This is a genomic window from Chryseobacterium sp. R2A-55, from assembly GCF_021401085.1.
Taxonomy (GTDB): Bacteria; Bacteroidota; Bacteroidia; order Flavobacteriales; family Weeksellaceae; genus Kaistella.
This window is the reverse complement of sequence record NZ_JACBFP010000002.1, coordinates 84,672-102,924: the sequence shown is the minus strand read 5'-3', so window position 1 is coordinate 102,924 and position 18,253 is coordinate 84,672. Positions and strand designations below refer to the sequence as shown.

At 35.7% G+C, this 18,253-nt stretch carries 16 protein-coding genes and 3 pseudogenes; 2 read left to right on the top strand and 17 right to left on the bottom strand.

What is annotated here, in order from left to right; all coding sequences use genetic code 11:
• Positions 1-13: 13 nt before the first annotated feature.
• From L0951_RS03255 to L0951_RS03235, 5 genes and pseudogenes are all read right to left on the bottom strand, one after another.
• Positions 14-2,238, bottom strand: a pseudogene (locus L0951_RS03255) (peptidase domain-containing ABC transporter).
• On the bottom strand, positions 2,235-3,320 hold the full coding sequence (gene gwsS, locus L0951_RS03250) for a grasp-with-spasm system SPASM domain peptide maturase (protein WP_234109433.1): 1,086 nt from the start codon (positions 3,318-3,320) through the stop codon (positions 2,235-2,237). The pseudogene L0951_RS03255 and the gene gwsS overlap by 4 nt, the downstream one beginning before the upstream one ends.
• Positions 3,317-4,246 (bottom strand): DUF6624 domain-containing protein, encoded by a 930-nt coding sequence (locus tag L0951_RS03245; protein WP_234109432.1) that lies wholly within the window; start codon positions 4,244-4,246, stop codon positions 3,317-3,319. The genes gwsS and L0951_RS03245 overlap by 4 nt, the downstream gene beginning before the upstream one ends.
• 125 nt (positions 4,247-4,371) lie before the next feature.
• Entirely contained in the window at positions 4,372-5,343 is a 972-nt protein-coding gene (gene gwsG, locus L0951_RS03240) for a grasp-with-spasm system ATP-grasp peptide maturase (protein ID WP_234109431.1), read from the bottom strand.
• A gap of 66 nt (positions 5,344-5,409) precedes the next feature.
• Positions 5,410-5,580 carry a hypothetical protein gene (locus L0951_RS03235; protein WP_234109430.1) on the bottom strand — a complete coding sequence of 57 codons (171 nt, stop codon included), beginning with the start codon at positions 5,578-5,580 and terminating at the stop codon, positions 5,410-5,412.
• 370 nt (positions 5,581-5,950) lie between these two features.
• On the opposite strand from L0951_RS03235, the gene L0951_RS03230 reads away from it, so the two are divergent.
• On the top strand, positions 5,951-6,301 hold the full coding sequence (locus L0951_RS03230; protein WP_234109429.1) for a helix-turn-helix transcriptional regulator: 351 nt from the start codon (positions 5,951-5,953) through the stop codon (positions 6,299-6,301).
• A gap of 103 nt (positions 6,302-6,404) precedes the next feature.
• Here the strand turns inward: L0951_RS03230 and L0951_RS03225 are convergent.
• The 5 genes and pseudogenes from L0951_RS03225 to L0951_RS03210 form a co-directional block, all read right to left on the bottom strand.
• Positions 6,405-6,593 (bottom strand): annotated as a pseudogene (locus tag L0951_RS03225) (cysteine peptidase family C39 domain-containing protein); the annotation flags it as partial.
• Positions 6,577-7,305 (bottom strand): DsbA family protein, encoded by a 729-nt coding sequence (locus L0951_RS03220; protein WP_234109427.1) that lies wholly within the window; start codon positions 7,303-7,305, stop codon positions 6,577-6,579. The pseudogene L0951_RS03225 and the gene L0951_RS03220, both read right to left, overlap by 17 nt.
• Positions 7,306-7,308: 3 nt before the next feature.
• Positions 7,309-7,854, bottom strand: a pseudogene (locus tag L0951_RS13775) (vitamin K epoxide reductase family protein); the annotation flags it as partial.
• Between the two features lie 264 nt (positions 7,855-8,118).
• Complete coding sequence (locus L0951_RS03215) at positions 8,119-8,919, bottom strand: GLPGLI family protein (RefSeq protein ID WP_234109426.1); 801 nt, start codon at positions 8,917-8,919, stop codon at positions 8,119-8,121.
• A gap of 99 nt (positions 8,920-9,018) precedes the next feature.
• Positions 9,019-9,225, bottom strand: a complete 207-nt coding sequence (locus L0951_RS03210) for a bacteriocin-like protein (protein WP_234109425.1) — start codon at positions 9,223-9,225, stop codon at positions 9,019-9,021.
• A gap of 179 nt (positions 9,226-9,404) precedes the next feature.
• Here L0951_RS03210 and L0951_RS03205 point away from each other — a divergent pair, with 179 nt between their 5' ends.
• Positions 9,405-9,746, top strand: a complete 342-nt coding sequence (locus tag L0951_RS03205) for a helix-turn-helix transcriptional regulator (protein WP_234109424.1) — start codon at positions 9,405-9,407, stop codon at positions 9,744-9,746.
• Between the two features lie 58 nt (positions 9,747-9,804).
• Here L0951_RS03205 and L0951_RS03200 read toward each other — a convergent pair whose 3' ends face one another.
• From L0951_RS03200 to murG, 7 genes are all read right to left on the bottom strand, one after another.
• Entirely contained in the window at positions 9,805-10,215 is a 411-nt protein-coding gene (locus L0951_RS03200) for a BrxA/BrxB family bacilliredoxin (protein WP_234109423.1), read from the bottom strand.
• A 452-nt stretch (positions 10,216-10,667) separates the two neighbouring features.
• Positions 10,668-11,114: a GatB/YqeY domain-containing protein gene (locus tag L0951_RS03195; RefSeq protein WP_234109422.1), complete on the bottom strand. Its 447-nt coding sequence runs from the start codon at positions 11,112-11,114 to the stop codon at positions 10,668-10,670.
• Between the two features lie 87 nt (positions 11,115-11,201).
• On the bottom strand, positions 11,202-13,097 hold the full coding sequence (ftsZ, locus tag L0951_RS03190) for a cell division protein FtsZ (RefSeq protein ID WP_234109421.1): 1,896 nt from the start codon (positions 13,095-13,097) through the stop codon (positions 11,202-11,204).
• A 106-nt stretch (positions 13,098-13,203) separates the two neighbouring features.
• On the bottom strand, positions 13,204-14,568 hold the full coding sequence (ftsA, locus tag L0951_RS03185) for a cell division protein FtsA (RefSeq protein ID WP_234109420.1): 1,365 nt from the start codon (positions 14,566-14,568) through the stop codon (positions 13,204-13,206).
• Positions 14,569-14,584: 16 nt separating this feature from the next.
• Complete coding sequence (locus L0951_RS03180) at positions 14,585-15,670, bottom strand: cell division protein FtsQ (RefSeq protein ID WP_234109419.1); 1,086 nt, start codon at positions 15,668-15,670, stop codon at positions 14,585-14,587.
• Positions 15,671-15,709: 39 nt separating this feature from the next.
• Complete coding sequence (gene murC / locus L0951_RS03175) at positions 15,710-17,080, bottom strand: UDP-N-acetylmuramate--L-alanine ligase (protein ID WP_234109418.1); 1,371 nt, start codon at positions 17,078-17,080, stop codon at positions 15,710-15,712.
• A 54-nt stretch (positions 17,081-17,134) separates the two neighbouring features.
• Complete coding sequence (murG, locus tag L0951_RS03170; protein WP_410686001.1) at positions 17,135-18,223, bottom strand: undecaprenyldiphospho-muramoylpentapeptide beta-N-acetylglucosaminyltransferase; 1,089 nt, start codon at positions 18,221-18,223, stop codon at positions 17,135-17,137.
• Positions 18,224-18,253 lie beyond the last annotated feature (30 nt).

Sequence of the window (18,253 nt, the reverse complement as noted above, 5' to 3'; positions counted from 1 at the left end):
TTGACAAAGTAAATTAATTCCCCAATTCCAATTGATTTTTCACCAATCGGTAATATTCTCCCTTTAAAGCGACCAATTCTGCATGGTTTCCTTCTTCAACGACTTTTCCTTTATCCAAAACAATGATCTTATCGGCATGTTTTACAGTTGATAAGCGATGGGCAATTACGACAGCCGTTTTTCCCTCAAAAAATTGTTCGAGGTTTTCCATGATGACTTTTTCATTGTTTGCATCCAAAGAGCTTGTGGCTTCATCGAAAAAAATAAAGTCGGGCGATTTATAAACTGCTCGCGCAATAAACAGCCTTTGTTTTTGTCCACCGCTGATTCCGATTCCCTCATTTCCGATTTTGGTGTTGTAACTTAGGGGTAACTCTTCTACGAAATCCTTTATGTTAGCGATTTCAACGGCTTTTCTTAATTTTTTTTATCGATATAATCTTCGCCGATCGCAACGTTTTGTGCAATGGTGTCGTTGAAGACATAGCCTTCCTGCATGACGACACCACAATGGTCTCGCCAAATTTTGGGAGAAATATTTTTCAGATTTGAATTTCCGAGTTTTATTTCTCCTTTATTGGGTTCATAAAATTTCATGAGCAGCTTCAATAGGGTCGTTTTTCCACTTCCGCTTGCTCCAACGATTGCCGTTGTTTTCTGATGAGGAATGGCAAGATTGAGATTTTCAAATACAAATTGGTCAGAACCTGTATATCGGAAAGAAACGCCGTTTATTAGGATGTCTTTTTTAGGGATTTCTGAAACGTATTGTTCGTCAGTATTTTCTTCGTCTTCTTTATCGTGGATTTCTTTCAATCTTTCCAAAGAAATACTCGCGTCTTGGGTTTGCTTGATAAAATCGATAAGCTGGATTAAAGGACTATTCAATTGCCCGATAATATATTGTACTGAAAGCATCATTCCTAAAGTCAAATTTCCGGTCAAAACCAATTTTGCAGAAAGAAAACTCACCAAAATATCTTTCATCTGATTGATGAAATTTCCACCCACTGATTGCCATTGTTCTAACGAAAGTGACTTGATTTGAATTTTAAAAAGCTTGACTTGTAGAAATTCCCAACCCCAACGTTTTTGTTTTTCTGCGTTATGCATCTTTATTTCCTGCATCCCATTCACGATTTCGATAACGCTGCTCTGTTCTTGAGAAACTTGAGAAAATCTTTTATAATCCAGTTCTTTTCTTTTTTTGAGGAAGAATAGAATCCATACTACATAACAAATGGCGCCCACTAAATATACTAAAAACAAACGATAATCATATAATAGTAAAACGATGCTGAAAACAATAAGGTTGACCAATGAAAACAATGTGTTGAGCGTGGAATTGGTCAATAGTTGCTCGATTCTATGATGATCGTTTATTCTTTGTAAAATATCGCCGGTCATTCTGGTATCAAAAAAACCGATAGGAAGCTTCATCAGTTTAATAAAGAAATCGGAAATAATCGAGATATTAATTCTTGTAGAAAGATGGAGCAAAATCCAACTTCTAATTACCTCGATTCCCATTCTGCCGATGAAAAGCATGATTTGGGCGAGAAGTACAAGGTAAATAAAGTTCAGGTCTTGATTTTGAATTCCTACATCCACGATACTTTGGGTAAGGAACGGAAAAATTAAGGAGAGTAAACTCCCCGCCAACAAACCTACTGCAAGTTGGAAAACAAGAGATTTGTACTTCAACAGATATTTTGATAAGAAACGGAAACTCGCCTTGTTTTCTTTCTCATCAAATTCGTTTTGGTAAAAAGCGGGAGAGGTTTCTAAAATGAGAGCAATTCCTTCCTCGGTGTTTTCGTTGGCATTTTCGCCAATCCACATTTTGATGAATTCTTCTTGAGAATATTCGATTAAACCATAACTTGGATCACTGACTCTAATTGTAGTCTCATGTCCCTTATCTACTGTCTTTTTACGTCTGATTTCATATACCACCACAAAATGCTGCTTGTTCCAATGGACGATGCATGGAAGCGGAACTTCCTCAATCAAAGTTTTGAAATTAATTAGCACGCCTAGACTTTTAAAGCCCAAATTTTCTGCCGCATCGCTCAGCCCGAGTAACGAGCTCCCTTCTCTTGTCGTTTCTGAAAGATTGCGGATTTGTTGTAGGGGAATGGTTTTGCCATAGAATTTGGAAATTATTCTAAGGCAGGTTGGTCCGCAGTCTTTGGCGTCGGGTTGTTTATAGAAAGGAAAAACTTTTTTTATTCTCATTTTTTCTTGACCAAATCCTGCATCCCATAAAAGTTGATGGCTTTTTCTTTTAATGGATTGGTGCTCCATTCTGCCCATTCTCCTGTGTAGGGATCATACCCACATTTGAGTGGCTTGGATGTGTCTAATCCTTCTGCGCTAGAGTGTGTGCGTTCTGTGTATGCTCGACAGTCTGTACAGATATAGCGAAACTCACAATCTTTACAGACTTCTATTTGGTCTTTGGTAAGGTTCCAGTATTTTTTAAAATCCTTGTGACCAAGTGCTTCTTCTAATGTAGTGTCCCTAATATTGCCGAAACTTTGCGGCATTGCGGGGCAGTTCCTGATATCGCCATTGATGTCTATTGCAATTTTTTTGTGGAGACAGGAATTATGATTTTTGGAAAGCGTAAATGTTTCTAAATTTTTGGAAAAATAAGATTTCTGAACTATTCCACAATGTTTTTCAGATGATATATTTTGTTTTAAGTAAACTATATCTCTACTTAGTACTTTATCTATTTTACTTTCTTTTGAATTATAAACATTAACTCTGAATATTTTTGGACAACTCAAAATCATATTCTTTAAAGTGATTTTTAATTTTTCTTCAAAAGGAATTATTAACTCAATACTACGTAAAGTCGAGTCTTGCAAAGACTTGATGAATTTTTGCAAATAACTTGCAGAAAAGTCAAAACATCTTATTTGCAAGTATTTAATTCTTAAGTTATCTATATAATAAGACAGATTTTCTGTGTAATAATTAGAATTTTTCGAGAAATCAATAATGCAACTAGTTATTGCTTCTGGAACTTCATATCTTAAATCTATTGGTATTAATTCTTCAATTATTTTATTATCTAAGAAGCCTATTTCATTTTTTATTAAAAAAGTAACATATTTGTCAATGGTAGAATGGTTTTCTGTACCAAAGATTGCTCTAATCTTTTCTATATCATATCTTTTGAAATCATTTTTAAGTAATTCATAAAGATCATTTGGAATGTAATAATATTGTCCTCTCTGTGTGTCACATATTAAGCTTCTATAAGCCCCACTTACTAATAGACAACATTCAAATATATTGAGAAATTTCATTTTTGGTCAGGCTTATTTGTAAAATTCAAATATACTTGTAAGTCGATTAAATTGTTTCGAAAGCGGAGTTGATCAATTTTTTTAGGATTTTTCACCGGACTTATTTCCATTTTTTTTGTTTTCGGATTCAAACGCATTTGTGTCCCATAAATTTGCTTCTTTCCCTCATTCATATTTATTCTATCTGTAAGATATGTATAATACTGAGGTTTAATATTGGGGTATGGACGAGAAAACATTTCTAAAATTTCTTTTTGAAAAGGCACGTCAGAGTCGCTATGCTGTGCAACGAACCAAACAGTTTTCAATAAAGAGCAATCACAATCATTTTCTGCTATTTTTTTGAAACTATATTTTGATAGTGCTTTTTTTATGCTTTCTCTGTTTTGATTATCATTATCTATTATCACACTCATTATACTATCTATCGCTGCTTTTGTTCCTGTGAAATATTTGTCAGGTAATTGTCTATAATACTGATCTCTATACATTATTTCTCTAAAGTTGTTTCTAAGGCTATCATAATCAGAAGATTTACAAGAAGTTAATTCATTATAATAAGATATAGATGAAGAATCTAGAGTACATTTACTGATTTTGGATGTGTTATTTTTAATGTATCTCTTGGCAATTGATAGATAGACAGAATCTTGAGAAATTTGCAGGTAGTTTAAAACCCTTGCTTTCTTATTTTTATCGAGGTGCTTTACATTTGGAAATAAATTTTGATAAGTAAAATCGGATAACTCTTTTTTCTCACCATTCATTAACAAATTATCTGCTATTTTGAAATATTCACGCAAATTATTGTTTGTGCTATGAAAACTTGTACAATTTACCAAGATCAGAAAGACCAACAAAACACTAAATAATTTCATCAAAGTTAATAATTTTAGAAATTGGAGAAGTTGGCGGAAGTACTTCATATCCATTTGTTTGAAAAATTTTCGAATTGCTACCGATGTATAAGGTTTGAACAGCCGATTTCGATGTTTTTATTCTTCTTACAAACCAATGAGACAAAGGCAAAGAAGATCTTTTAAAGTTTAGTCTATTTTTCATGACAGTTTTTCAATAATAATTTCGCTAATTTCTTCTCTAAAAAATAATTACAAGGACTGGAAACCATACCAAACTGACCAACGGGATTAATCTCCAAAAAGTAATATTCCCAATCTTTATCCACAATCATATCAATAGAACATGTAGCTAATTCTAGCTCTATAATCATTTTTCTTAATTTTTTTTCAATATTAACTGGAAGTTTGTAGGGAACGAAACGATTTGGTTTTTGATGATTATAATTTCTAAAATCTAATTGTGTTTGCTTATCATTTTGAGAAAAGATTGCCATTGAGTAAAATTTTTCATCACAATAAAATATTCTCAACTCAAATTTCTTTTCTATTTCTTCTTGAACCTTGGAAGGAAAAAAATAATTTTTGTCAGTATTTGAAAATTTGATTTTACTTGTAAATAAAGCAAATATTTCTTTGTCATCAGAATATGTTGTTGCTTCTCCTATTGCTTTTGTTACTAATTTTTTAAAGCCTGACTTTTTTTGGATACTTTCTTTTGAATTTGTTACAAGCGTGAAAGGAATTTTTAAACCATGTTTTTTTGCTATGCAAATATTATTAAGTTTATCTAATCTTTGTGAATATTTGTTAATCCAATGCGATTTTGAGAAAAAATATTCAAAATATCGATAGATGCCGCCTAGTTCTCCCATTAAGTGAAGTTCTAAATTTTTGTCACTTTCATAATTCTTGAAAAAAGGTAAAATATCAAAAACGTTTTCATCATAGGTTCTCCTAAACCAAATAGTTTTTATTTTAGTGTGATCTATAATTTGACTTTTAAACTCAAAACAATTGCTATTTATTTCTAAAGAAAAATCTGAAGATATTAAATCTTTACCATTAATTCTGAGAATATCTTTTTTTCCAGATGTAAATAGCCAATCCATAACTTTATCAGTTGTGGTTTCTCCATTATCTTTACTAAAAATAATAATACTCATTAAGTTTAGATTAATTAAAAAACACACAAATATTTATTGTGTGTTTTATTAGTGAAAATCTCTTAATTAAACCATAGGAGCAATCCAGTCATACCTCACTCTATCTATACTGTAGAGGTTATTTCCAACTTGAGTTACCTCGTTTCGGTAGGTGTCTCCTGGCGAAGCTCCACCAAAAACATTTCCCATGATTTCTTTCTTAAATTTTTTCTTTTCTAATTTTTCTAACTTTTTCATAATAAATAATTTATCGGTTGATATTAAATAATTTATCGACGTTATCGTAATTAAATTTCTGTATCCATATTTAGACTTTTTGCGAATCAAAAGTATCTTAAGTCACACGTTTTAATTACTTTGTTAAAATTCTTATTTCTAAAAAACTCAAATTATCTCCTTTTATTGTTTTTGAATAAAATGCAATAATGGATAGCAAGCAAATAATAAAAGCGAATGTACGGTTTGAAATAGTTTTGTTTTTCAGCTTTTAATTGCTAAATTAATAATTTATGAGCTCCGTGTTATATAATTAATATGCATATTTGATACAAATAACATGTGCATAAAATTATATTATCTATTTTTGTTAATCAATATTTTTTTTACTATGAAAACAAAATTACAAGAAATTCGCATCAGCAAGGGTTTATCTCAAGAAGATGTTGCGAATTTGGTTGGAATGACCCAGCCAAATTATAGTAGGAAGGAAAATGGTCTCACCAAAATTTCTAAACCAGAATGGGAATTGCTTACAAAAAAATTAGATGTTATTCTAGAAGATATTTATGAAGAAGAACCTAAAACAACCATTATTGATGCGAATATTAAAGGGAATAGTTTTAATTCAGGTATTATTAATATTACGATTCCGGATTTTATTTTGAATTATATTGAGCTTCTACAGAAACAAAATGAAAAACTCGAACAAGAAATCCAGCGACTAAAAGATTTCCTATAAATTTAAAAAAAATCCAATCAAATGGAATTCATTTGGACTAACGTTTTAGCTTTATTAGACTCATAGCTTTTATTATGTTCGATAAAACAATGTGAACCCCCTAAGTTTTAAAGCCCAAATTTTCTGCCGCATCGCTCAGCCCTAGTAACAAGCTCCCTTCTCTTGTCGTTTCTGAGAGATTGCGGATTTGTTGTAGGGGAATGATTTTGCCATAGAATTTGGAAATTATTCTAAGGCAGGTTGGTCCGCAGTCTTTGGAGTCGGGTTGGATGTAATTAGGAAAACTCTTGATGCTTTTCATTAATTATTTCTTCATCTTCCAACAAATCATCAAGGAAATAGAAAATATCTTCACGGTCATATTTGTCGGGGAACCGGTTTCCATTGATTAAAAAAATGGGCGTGAAGCTTAGACCCTTTCTCAAATTTTCTGAACCAATTTCTTCTAAATCTTTAAGACTTCCTGTTGCAGAAACCGGGTATTTCTTTAAAAAATTGTTTTCATCTTTCTTCTCAAACCAAAAATGGACTGCTTTTAAAAAGCCTAATTCACCTTGAGCAGAGTAAGTGTTATTTAATGAGCCTATGATGTTTTCCAGTTTTTCATCTTGATTTTCAGTTAAATAATTAAAACGAACTTGAGCAGAAATTTCTTCGGGATATTTTTGTAAGATATTCTCTAATATTTTGTGGGCATCCTTACAATATCCGCAGAACGGATTGGAAATTAATGTGATATGCAGTTTTGATTTTTTATTTCCAAAGAAAAATCTTGCTTTCGGGTTCTTGAAGTCAACTTGTTCAGTGTCTAAAAGTTCTCTTCTAAAGATTTCATAATTTCTTTTGAATCGTAGGTTCTTTATATTTTCTGTTTTGTATTGTTCTTTTTCTTCAATTGTTTTTGAAATATAATGAATAAGAAAAAAGGTGCACAAAATTATGAATAATGTTAATAACAATTCTGTAATTGAGAAGTTTTCTCGAAAATTGAAAAATGAAATCACAAATTGCAAAACCAAAATACCGATTACCAAACCACAGACCTTGCAAAAAATATTTTGCCTTATTTGGTAGTAAACGGAATAAATAACACCCAATAACGACAAAGAAGTAATCCCAATAAACAAAAGGCTTTCTTTTGCTATGAATAATGGTAATATTGCTAATGCAACAAAATAAATAAACCCAAAGTCAGAAAACTTCAGCCCGAAAAGTTCGAAATCATTGGATTGAATTATTTTTTTGCACCCATCTTCTGAAGTGTTTTGTTTTGTTCCCGCTCCGCAGAAGGATTGCAGAACGACTGATTCTGAACCAAACTTTTCCTTGAAAATCTCCGAAAAGATATAAACCCCTAAAAATGAAAGAATTTGAAATACAAAACTCCAAATATCCCAATGGATCAGGTTGTTTGTAAGCAAAATTGCAGTGCCAAAAAATAAAGCGAAATAATAAAATGTGTTTTTAGTAGTAATAGTTTTTTCAATATACTTTTTCTCGAAAAGAAGTATGAAGTTTTCCGAATATTTTTTCACATCTTCAAAAGAGACCATTTCTTCTTTATCGCTAAATATTTTTGCCTGATCGCCAATTCTATGAATCAGCGCGAACTCATTTTTATGGATTGTGATAAATTCTTCCGGTAATTCCTCCCAATATTCTTTTTCCAGATTGTACGCTTCATTCTTTACGCCCAAAAAATTAAGCGTGTCACTAAACGCCAATGCGGAAGGATAGTTGGGATGGGATTGGAATTGGAAGAGGAATTCTTGAGAATCTAAATTTATTGAATCTATAAATAAGTTTAAAGATTTCATTTAATAAACTAATATAAATGTTTTTTTATCGATTGGATTGTCATATCTTGATAACAAATCGTTCACATATTTATTCATATCTTTATATGCGTCACCTTTCTCACCATCAAATTGGTAATCGAAACTATCATTTTCATTTATCATAATTCGAAAATTGTGAGAACCAGGATCTTTTACAAATTCAGAAATCATTTTATCTAAATCATTTCTTTTGATTAATGCAGATTGAGAATTTAAAATTTTAGAAGCATCATATTTTTTTTGTTTTGAAATCTCTACCATTTCAAAACTGTAATCACCGTCATCAGAACATACCAGCAAAATCAAACCAGGAAGTCCATAAAATTTGTAAGGTCCATTAAAAATTGGAACTTCTGGAGCAAAATAGGCATACCATTTTCTATTTTCAAATTCTATATAAGCTTTCTGTACTTTATAATTTTTATATGTTGTTGTATAATCCGTAATTTTCCATTTTAATGGGATTGTTTCTTTTAATTTGAAATTAAGGCCGTTAAAACTTCCAATATAAGTTGAGCTTTGACCGCTTTTTAAAATAGAAAACTTTAAATACGGTTTTTCAGAAGTCTCATTATTTTTAAAATTGTCTTTTTTTAATAGGTTAGGATTGAAAAAAAAACTTGCTGTTTGTTTGCTTTGCAAAACCATGTATTCGGTCTTAAAAGAAGTTAAGGAGCTCTTTTGCGGTCTGAAATCTACCTTATACAAAATTTCATAATCTTGGGAATAAAATAGAGATCCTAGAAATAATAAGATTATTAAAAAAAAATTATTGTGCATTTTATATGGATTAATTTCTTAATTTTCTTCAATAATAAAAAAGGGGAATTTTGTAATTCCTCTTTTTTATTACCAAAGAAATTTTAGTCAAAAAACAAATCAACATCCTGCATACTGGTAGCATATACCACCGCATGCAGCTGGACTACTAGCGCAAAAACTAGCTGGTGGTTTAATACCATTTCCTCCACAATGACAATTTGGCTCTTTACATCCCGCTGCTCCACCATTTAATGTTTTCATTTCTTTTCTCGAAAGTTTTTTAAGATTTTTCATAATAAAAATTTTTAAATTGTTCTGTGTCATTATTAACATTTCAAACTTAAAGCTAATTATCATATCAAATATATAATTATTTTGCGAATTGTTTGCAAAATACTGCAAAACATAAATATTCTTTTAGTGTAGTAATAATTACTTGGCATGCATGATGTTTTTTTTAAGCCATAAATTATTATTTCTTATTTTCGTAAAAACATTCCCGCTTGGAGAAAACTAAACTAATTGAAACTCGAAAATTGAAGGGGTTGTCACAAAGTTTCTTAGCCGAAAAACTTTGTGTGACCGTTTCCAACTATAATCGTAGAGAAAGAGGACAGACTAAAATTTCTCGCGATGAATGGCAAAAATTGGCAAATGCGCTAGAGGTTCCTTTAGAAGAAATCTATGAACCAGAAGAATCACAAGTTTTTATTTTCAATGATAGCGCAACTGGAAATGTTAATTCCATAATCAATTATAATGTTCCTCTTTCTATGTGGGAGACGCAAAAGAAATATATCGAAAAACTCGAACAGGAAATCCAAAAATTAAAAGATTCTCTGTAAGATTACAAAAAATTCCGCTCAACAAAGCGGAATTTCTATCTCAACTAAAATTTTAGTTTTAGCAAAATTCATCATAAGCCGCTTGCAAATTCGCTGCAATTGCACCTGCAGGATTTCCTTCAATGTGGTGTCTTTCCAACATGTGAACCAACTCTCCATCTTTGAAAAGTGCCACACTTGGTGAACTTGGGGGAATTGGTGCCATAAATTTTCTTGCTTCTGCAACCGCTTCCTTATCATAACCTGCAAAAACGGTTACCAAATGATCTGGCTTTTTATCGCCGGTCAATGAGAAAATAACTCCAGGTCTCGCTGCTCCTGCTGCACATCCACAAACAGAATTAACCATCACCAAGGTAGTTCCTTCTCTTTTAATCGCGTTGTCCACTTCTTCAGGCGTGGTTAAATCCTGGAATCCTTTATCGGTAAGTTCATGCTTCATCGGCATTACTAAATCTTCTGGGTACATATCTTTATCTTGTTTTAAAGTTAAAAAAATCAGTTCAATTTTTGTTTTGCAAATTTAATGATTATAAAAATGAAAACGATGTTATAAATTTGATTAAAATCATTCCAAATCTTCCGGATGGACATTTTGACAGATTTTAAAATCGCAAGCCGGCTTTCGGAAATATAATGAATAAGCATATTCCGTGAAATGAAAATCATAAAGGCAAATAGATGTATTCAATATCATTATTATTGGCGATTTCCGCAGATATTTGTCAAAAATTAATTAATTATAAACCCAAAAAACAGAAGCCCGGAACAAATTTGCTCCGGGCTTCAACAATCAAATCGATATGCAAAGGTTGGATATCCCAATTGAACTACGAAGTGCGCGGTGAGCGGTGCGAAACAATAAGTTCCGCCTTCGTATTTTCGCTTTCGTATCTATCTGTCGGCAGACAGGATTTGTACTTAGGAAAGCAGTTTCTTCGCCATTTCCGAAATGCTTTTCCCGTCGCTTTTTCCAGCGAGGAGTTTGCTTGCGGTTCCCATCACTTTTCCTAAATCTTTGATGGTTTCCGCACCGGTTTCTGCGATGATTTTTCTGATTTCTGCTTCCAGTTCTTCGTTGGAAAGTTGTGCGGGAAGGTATTTTTCGATCACCTTCATTTGCGCTTCTTCCACTTCTGCCAAGTCATTTCTTCCCTGTGCGGCGAACTGTTCAAGCGAATCTTTTCGTTGCTTGATCATCCGTTGCAAAATGGCGATTTCCTGTTCCGCGGAAACTTCTGCGCCTTTTGCTTCGGTCTTTAACAATAAAATCTGCGATTTCACGGCCCTCAGAGCATCCAAAGCAACTTTGTCCTTCTCTTTCATGGCGGTTTTTATCGCCTCGTTGATGGTATTTTCTAGACTCATAATTTTTTTCTTTTGCTCAAAGCCTTCCGTAATCAACATTTTTTAATGGCATGTTGCCGAAAACGGATTGCGGAATGCCGAAAGCCATTAATCCACATCCTTATTTAAAAAACGGTTTTCCCGCACCTGCATTTTCCCGTCGTTTTCAGAAAGGAAATTGCTGATTCTCTGCTGGGAAGCATTTTCATTTCCGAGTGATATGTTTTTTCTTCGGAATGCGGGAACCGACTCGAAATCACTTTCCTCGTCCAGGTTTTGGTATCTGGAATTGAATTCTTTCAACTTGTTTCTTCGTTCCAAAACTTTTTCATTCGGTGTTTTCTTGGTAATGAAAGTGAATTCGTCTTCAATCTCAAATTTCTTTAATGCTTCAGTTTCTGTTACCGGATCTTCTACCACCTTTTCCACAATTCGCTGAACCGGTTGCTGCTTGATTTCTGCCGTTGGTTGCGGTGTTTCAACTTTCGGCTCCTCAATCGGTTCGTTTACGAAAAAACTGAATTCTATTGGCTTTTCTTCGGTGAAAGAAGATTTTATGCTTTCTGCTGGTTTTTCTTCATCTCTGCGGTCTTCCACTTCGAAACTGAAAGATTGTGAAGCGGGTTCTTCATAAAGGTCATCTTCGTAGGAAAACAGGTCCAGTTCTGCAGTGGTTTCTTCTTCACTGATCACTAATTTTTGGGAAGGGATCTCTTCTTGGATTTCGAATTGCTGAACAGGTTGTTCTTGAGCTTTCGGCTCCTCCAAATCAAAAAACCGAATTTCTGCAGGGTGCTCTCTTTCGATTACCGGCTTCTTTTCAACCGATTTTACCTTAAAATCAGGAGTATGCATTTCATCTTCTTCATCCAGCACAAATAAGCTTCTGGTGGCGAAATCTTCTCTTGTGATTTCTTCTTTTTCAGCTCTCGGTTTGAAGGGAGATTCCTTTTTAACGGGTTTTTCTAAGGAGTCGGATAATGAAAATTTGATGGTTTCGGTAGTTCCGGAATGTTTCATGTTATCTTTTGCGAAACCTGTCGCAATCACCAAAACACTCACCGAATCGCCTAATTCCTCATCGGAACCAACCCCGAAAATAATTTCTGCGGTGTGCCCTGCTTCTTTTTGGATGTGGTCCATGATGACGCCGATTTCATCCATGGTCACTTCTTCGGAACCACTTCTGATCAGGAGCAGTACATTTTTGGCACCGGTAATTTTGTTGTCATTCAGCAATGGGGAATCCAGTGCTTTTCTCACCGCGTCTTCCGCTTTGTTTTCGCCTGAAGCGATTCCGGTGGACATCAAAGCGGTTCCGGAATTTTGCAGAACGGTTTTCGCATCCCGGAAATCGATATTGACATCGAAATAACCGGTAATCACTTCTGCCATTCCTTTTGCGGCATTGGTCAATACTTCATCAGCTTTTGAAAATCCGGATTTAAAACCCAGGTTTCCAAACTGTTGACGGAGTTTATCATTGTTAATGACGATGAGCGAATCCACATTATTTCTTAGTTTTTCAAGTCCTAGTTCTGCTTGCTCCAGACGCCGTTTTCCTTCGAAACTAAAAGGAACCGTCACGATTCCCACAGTAAGGATTCCCATGTCCTTCGCGGTTTTGGCGATGACCGGCGCGGCTCCGGTTCCGGTTCCACCTCCCATTCCCGCGGTGATGAAGACCATTTTGGTGTTTTGTCCCATCGCGGTTTTAATTTCTTCGATGCTTTCAATGGCTGCTTTTTCGCCCACTTCCGGGTCAGCTCCGGCTCCAAGTCCTTCTGTAGTGGACATTCCCAGCTGCACTTTGTTGGAAACCGGGTTATTGTCCAGTGTTTGAGCATCGGTATTGCAAATTACGAAATCCACGCCGTGGATTCCCCTTTCATACATGTGCTTCAAAGCGTTGTTACCGCCTCCGCCAACACCAATTACTTTAATGATGGATGAATTTCCTTTTGGCAAATCAAATTGAAATCCGGTGTTTGTAGTATTTTCCATTTCCTTTGTTTTTTTTTGACTGTTTGCTGAATGATAATTGATTTTCTTTTGCAATGATAATCTATGGTTGAGCTACCAATCATCAATTATCATGTATCATTGATTCTTATTCTACTTCTTCGAAAAACTTTTTTACGCTGGCCATGATTTTTTCGCCAATGGTGAGTCGGTTCGGTTTTCTTTTTGCCGGCTGAATTTCCGGTTGTTCTTCAGTTCTGAATTCCGGTTGTTCATCTACCACTGCATTTTCTGGCATAGTTTCCACTATTTCCACTATTTCTTCCGGCTTTTCTGTTCCGTTTTTTCTATCGCGAATTTTCAAACTTTCCATTAAAAGACCAATTGCGGTCGCGAATTCAGGACCTTTTAGCAACTGGTTTTTATCATTGACCACATATTCATTGGCAAAACCGATTCGGCTATCGAAACCGGTGGTGTAATTTGCTAGCTGACGAAGGTTTCGAAGGTTGGAACCGCCACCGGTCAAAACGATTCCGGCAATCAGTTTTTTCTTTTGCTCAAAAGCTCCGTATGCTTTCAACTCGGTGTTGACCATTTCTAATATTTCCTCCACTCTTGCGTTTACAACTTGGGCTAAAGTTTTCAAGGAAATCTCTTTATCAGGTCTTCCGTGCAGTCCAGGAATTGTAACGAAAGTGCTGTCTTTTTCAAGATCGGGAACGGCTGAACCGAATTTCACTTTCAGCTGCTCCGCATGTTTTTCAATGATGGAGCATCCTTCCTTAATGTCATCGGTGATGATTCCGCCTCCATAAGGAATTACGCAAGTGTGACGGATGATATTGTCCTTGAAAATTGCGATATCCGTGGTTCCTCCTCCGATATCCACAATTGCAACGCCCGCTTCTTTTTCCTCTTTGGTTAAAACAGCTTCCGAAGAGGCGAGTGGCTCCAAAGTGAGGGCTTCCATTTCCAGACCTGCTTCGTGAACACATCTTGCAATATTTCGGATGCTTCCCATTTGTCCCACTACTACGTGAAAGTTGGCTTCCAATCGTTTTCCGTGCATTCCGATGGGTTCTTGGATTTCGCCTTCAGAATCAATTTTATATTCCTGCGGAAGAACGTGGATGATTTCTTCACCCGGAAGCATTACCAACTTTTTCACCTGCTCTTTTAGAATTTCGATATCTTCTTCGGTAATGTATTGGTCGGGATTTTCCCGCATGATATAGTCCGAATGTTGAAGCGAACGGATGTGTTTTCCGGCGATTCCCACCGTAACTTTGTGAATGGGAACGCCAGAACTGGATTGTGCTTCGGCCACGGCGGATTTGATGGACTGGATGGTTTGGGAAATATTGTTCACGATCCCTTTGTGAACCCCCAAACTTTTTGCTTTTCCAACGCCGAGAACTTCAATTTTTCCGTGGGCGTTTCTTCTGCCGACGATCGCCACAATCTTTGTGGTACCGATGTCGAGGCCTACTGAATACTCGTGATTTTCCATTGTATGTCGATTTGATTTATTCTATTTTTATTTTTGCTTTCGGCTTGGTTTCCGGTTTTTTCTCGGAATTTTTCGCCGCGGTTTTTGGTTTTTCTGCCGGTTTTGAAGTTCCTTTTTCTGTAATTTCCTTTCTTGGTTTTGTTGCTGCGGTTTCTTTCTTAATTACCGGTTTTATAGGAACTGCTGCTTTTTTCTTTTCTGGTTCTGTGTTATTTGGTTTTGCCGCAGTTTTTAATTCTGGTTTTTTTTCTGCAGACTTTTCTTCTTTTTTGATGATCGGAAGATTCAGCTTTTTCTCGGCTTCTTCCTTTTTTTGGTTAATGACGGGCAGTTTGGCCAATTCTTTTTTCCCTATTGCAATGGCACTGTCATTTTCTTTAAAGTTGGGATTTAGGGTGGTGACAATCTGGTTGTCATATTTCATCGATATTTTCCGGTATTTTTCCGGTTGTTGGTAAACAAGGTATTTTTCAACAAAGGTTTTAAAACCTTTCACCTTAAAGTCAATATGGTCTAAATCCCCAATCTCTACCTTGTAATTCCCTTCGCTGGTCAACAGTTCATAATTCTCGCCTTCCTTTACAATGCCGATGAAGTACTTTTTGCTAAACTCGTCACTGTTGATTTTACTGACCAATTCTGCCAGTTTGGGATATTCTGATTTTTTCACATTTCCGGTGACCAACATGCATGGGAAAGAATAATTTCTGGAGATCGGGAATTCTGTTCCTTTTTCGTCCACATAGAAGTCTTTACCGTTGTTATTTAACCTGAAAGCCGGAACTCTTTGTTTGATGTCCAGATTCAGATTTCCGTTTAGGTTCAGATAAACGTTTGCGCTGTCCACTGCAGGCAGTTGGTTCAGTTTTTTCTCTAGTTCCGGAATGTTGATGTCGCCGATCCTTTTACTGGGATTTGATTTGTTCACAATTTCCAGGATGTCCTTTTCATCCACGAAATATACAGGAGTTTTCGTTTTCACCATGTTTACAGAAACTTTCTCCATGGATTTGTCATTGAACCTTTTCAAAGAGAAGCTCAATAGAAATCCGAGGATGATTACCGTGACGGCAATTTTCAGTATTCTGTATTTGTTTTTCATTTGGTTTTAATCAAAGTCCCTAATTGTTAATTCTCATTATTATTTCTTAATCATCGAAGATGAAAGCCACTTAACGATTTCATCATATAAAGTGTCAATATTTCCGGCTCCCACCGTCAATAAAACATCAAAATCTTTTTCTTGTATTTTGTCAAAGGCATCTTCCAATGTGGAAACTTCCTTTTTCGCTGATTTTACTTGATCTAAAAGCCATTTTGAGGTAATTCCTTCAAAATTTTCCTGTAATTCTCTTGCCGGATAGATGTCGAGCAAAATCAGTTCATCGGCTTGTTCCAGACTTTCTGCGAAACCTTCAGCGAAATCCCGGGTTCTGCTGAAAAGATGAGGCTGAAAAGCGACCAGCAATTTTTTTTCCGGATAAAAATGTTTGATCGAACCTATCACCGCGTTCAACTCTGTCGGGTGATGTGCATAATCGTCGATATATATTTTTCCGTTTTCAAAATGGTGTTTGGTATATCTTCTTTTGATGCCTTTAAAATCCGCAATTCCCCGTTTCAAAGTTTCAAAACCAACTCCCATTGAATTCAGCAGTGCAATTGCTGCAGTAGCGTTTTCCACATTGTGGATTCCTGGAATTTCCCACACAAAATCCAGTGCAACTGCGTTTGCTGAATGAAAATCGAAATAGATTTTATCGCCCATTTCCCGGATGTTGTTGGAGTAGAAATCGGCTTCTTCATTCACCGCGTAGGTTTTTGCATTTCGTCCTATTTCAATTCCCTTTCGGATGAAAAGGTGGTTGTTTTCAGGAACCAGATTGGCAAAATCCCGAAATCCTTTTTCGATGGTTGCCTTGTCGCCATAAATATCCAGATGGTCTGCATCAATCGAAGTCACGATTGCCCAATCTGGTGAAAGGTTTAGGAAGCTTCGGTCGTATTCATCGGCTTCTACAACGGAAATCTCACTTCCATTGAAATGAAAATTAGATTTGAAATTTTCGGCGATCCCACCCAAAAAGCAAGAAAACGGAAGATTCGCCTCTTTACACAAATGCGCCACCAAAGACGAAGTAGTGGTTTTTCCGTGGGTTCCTGCAACTGCAATACAATTGGTGTTTTCAGTAATCATTCCGAGAACTTTTGCTCTTTTCAAAACCATGAAACCATTTTCGTCAAAATAGTTGAGGATATCCAGTTTTTTGATGGCGGGTGTATAAATAACCAGCGTATTTTCCGGATCTAGACTCTTTATTTTTGGAGTGATTTCGTCTTTAAAAACAATATCAATTCCTTCCGAGATCAGTGCGGAAGTGAGTTTTGTCTCGGTTTTATCATAACCCAAAACATTTCCTCCGATGGATTTGAAATATCTGGCGATTGCCGACATTCCAATTCCGCCGATTCCGATGAAGTAGAAGTTTTGATAAGTATTTAAAGGTTTCATTTTTTATCTTATTTCCTGCTTGTCTGACGTTTTGTTAGATTTCGCAGCTCTGATTTATTTTTTTATAGTTATGCTCTTTATTATTTCATCCACAATTTCCTCTGCTGCTTTTGGTTTGGCAAAGAATTTCAGGTTTTCGCTCATTTCTTTTCTCAAGTGTTCATTCTGGCAGATTTCCATCAGTGTAGGAAGAAATTTTTCCTTCATTTCGGAATCTTTCACCATTCGTGCTGCATTTTTTTCAACCAAAGTCATCGCGTTTTTGGTTTGATGGTCTTCTGCGGCAAATGGAAACGGAACCAACAGAACAGGTTTCTGTGCTACTGCCAATTCCGAAATTGCGATTGCACCGGCTCTGGAAACAATCACATCAGCTGCGGAATACGCCATTTCCATATTTTTGATAAACTCCACTATTTGGATGTTTCTATGCAGTTTTGTTTGGGTTTCCTGCTGAATGGTTTTAAAATCGGTTTTTCCCGTTTGCCAGATCAGCTGAAAATCTTTCGCTATAATTTGGTCCAGATTTTCTTTCCAGCCGTTATTTAAAGTTCTAGAACCTAAAGAACCGCCAACGGAAAGTATCGTCAACTTATTTTGATCTAAACCTAGCTTTTCTTTAGCCAATTTGCGGTCAACTAAGTCGGCGATGATATTTTGGCGAATCGGATTTCCTAAAAACAAAGTTTTGGTTCCCTGGAAAAATTTATCCATTGCTGGATACGCCGTGAAAACAGCTTTTGCTTTTTTGGAGAGGAAAATATTGGTTTTTCCGGGTAAGGAATTTTGTTCCTGCACAAAAATCGGAATGCCTAATCTGGAAGCCATAAATAACGCTGGTCCGCTTGCAAATCCACCGGTTCCAACCGCAAAGTCGGGTTTGAAATTCCTGATGGTTTTCCTGGCCTTGATCAAACTTGAAATGACTTTAAAGGGGAGTTTGAAATTGCTCAGCAAATTTCCACGGTCAAATCCGGCAATGTTTAATCCCACGATTTGATATCCCGCTTGTGGCACCTTTTCCATTTCCATTTTTCCGTATGCTCCAATGAAGAGGAATTCAGCATTGGGAAGCCTTTTTTTGATTTCATCTGCGATGGCGATTGCCGGGAAGATGTGTCCTCCCGTTCCGCCTCCGCTCATGAGAACGCGAAACGCACTCTTTTCATCACG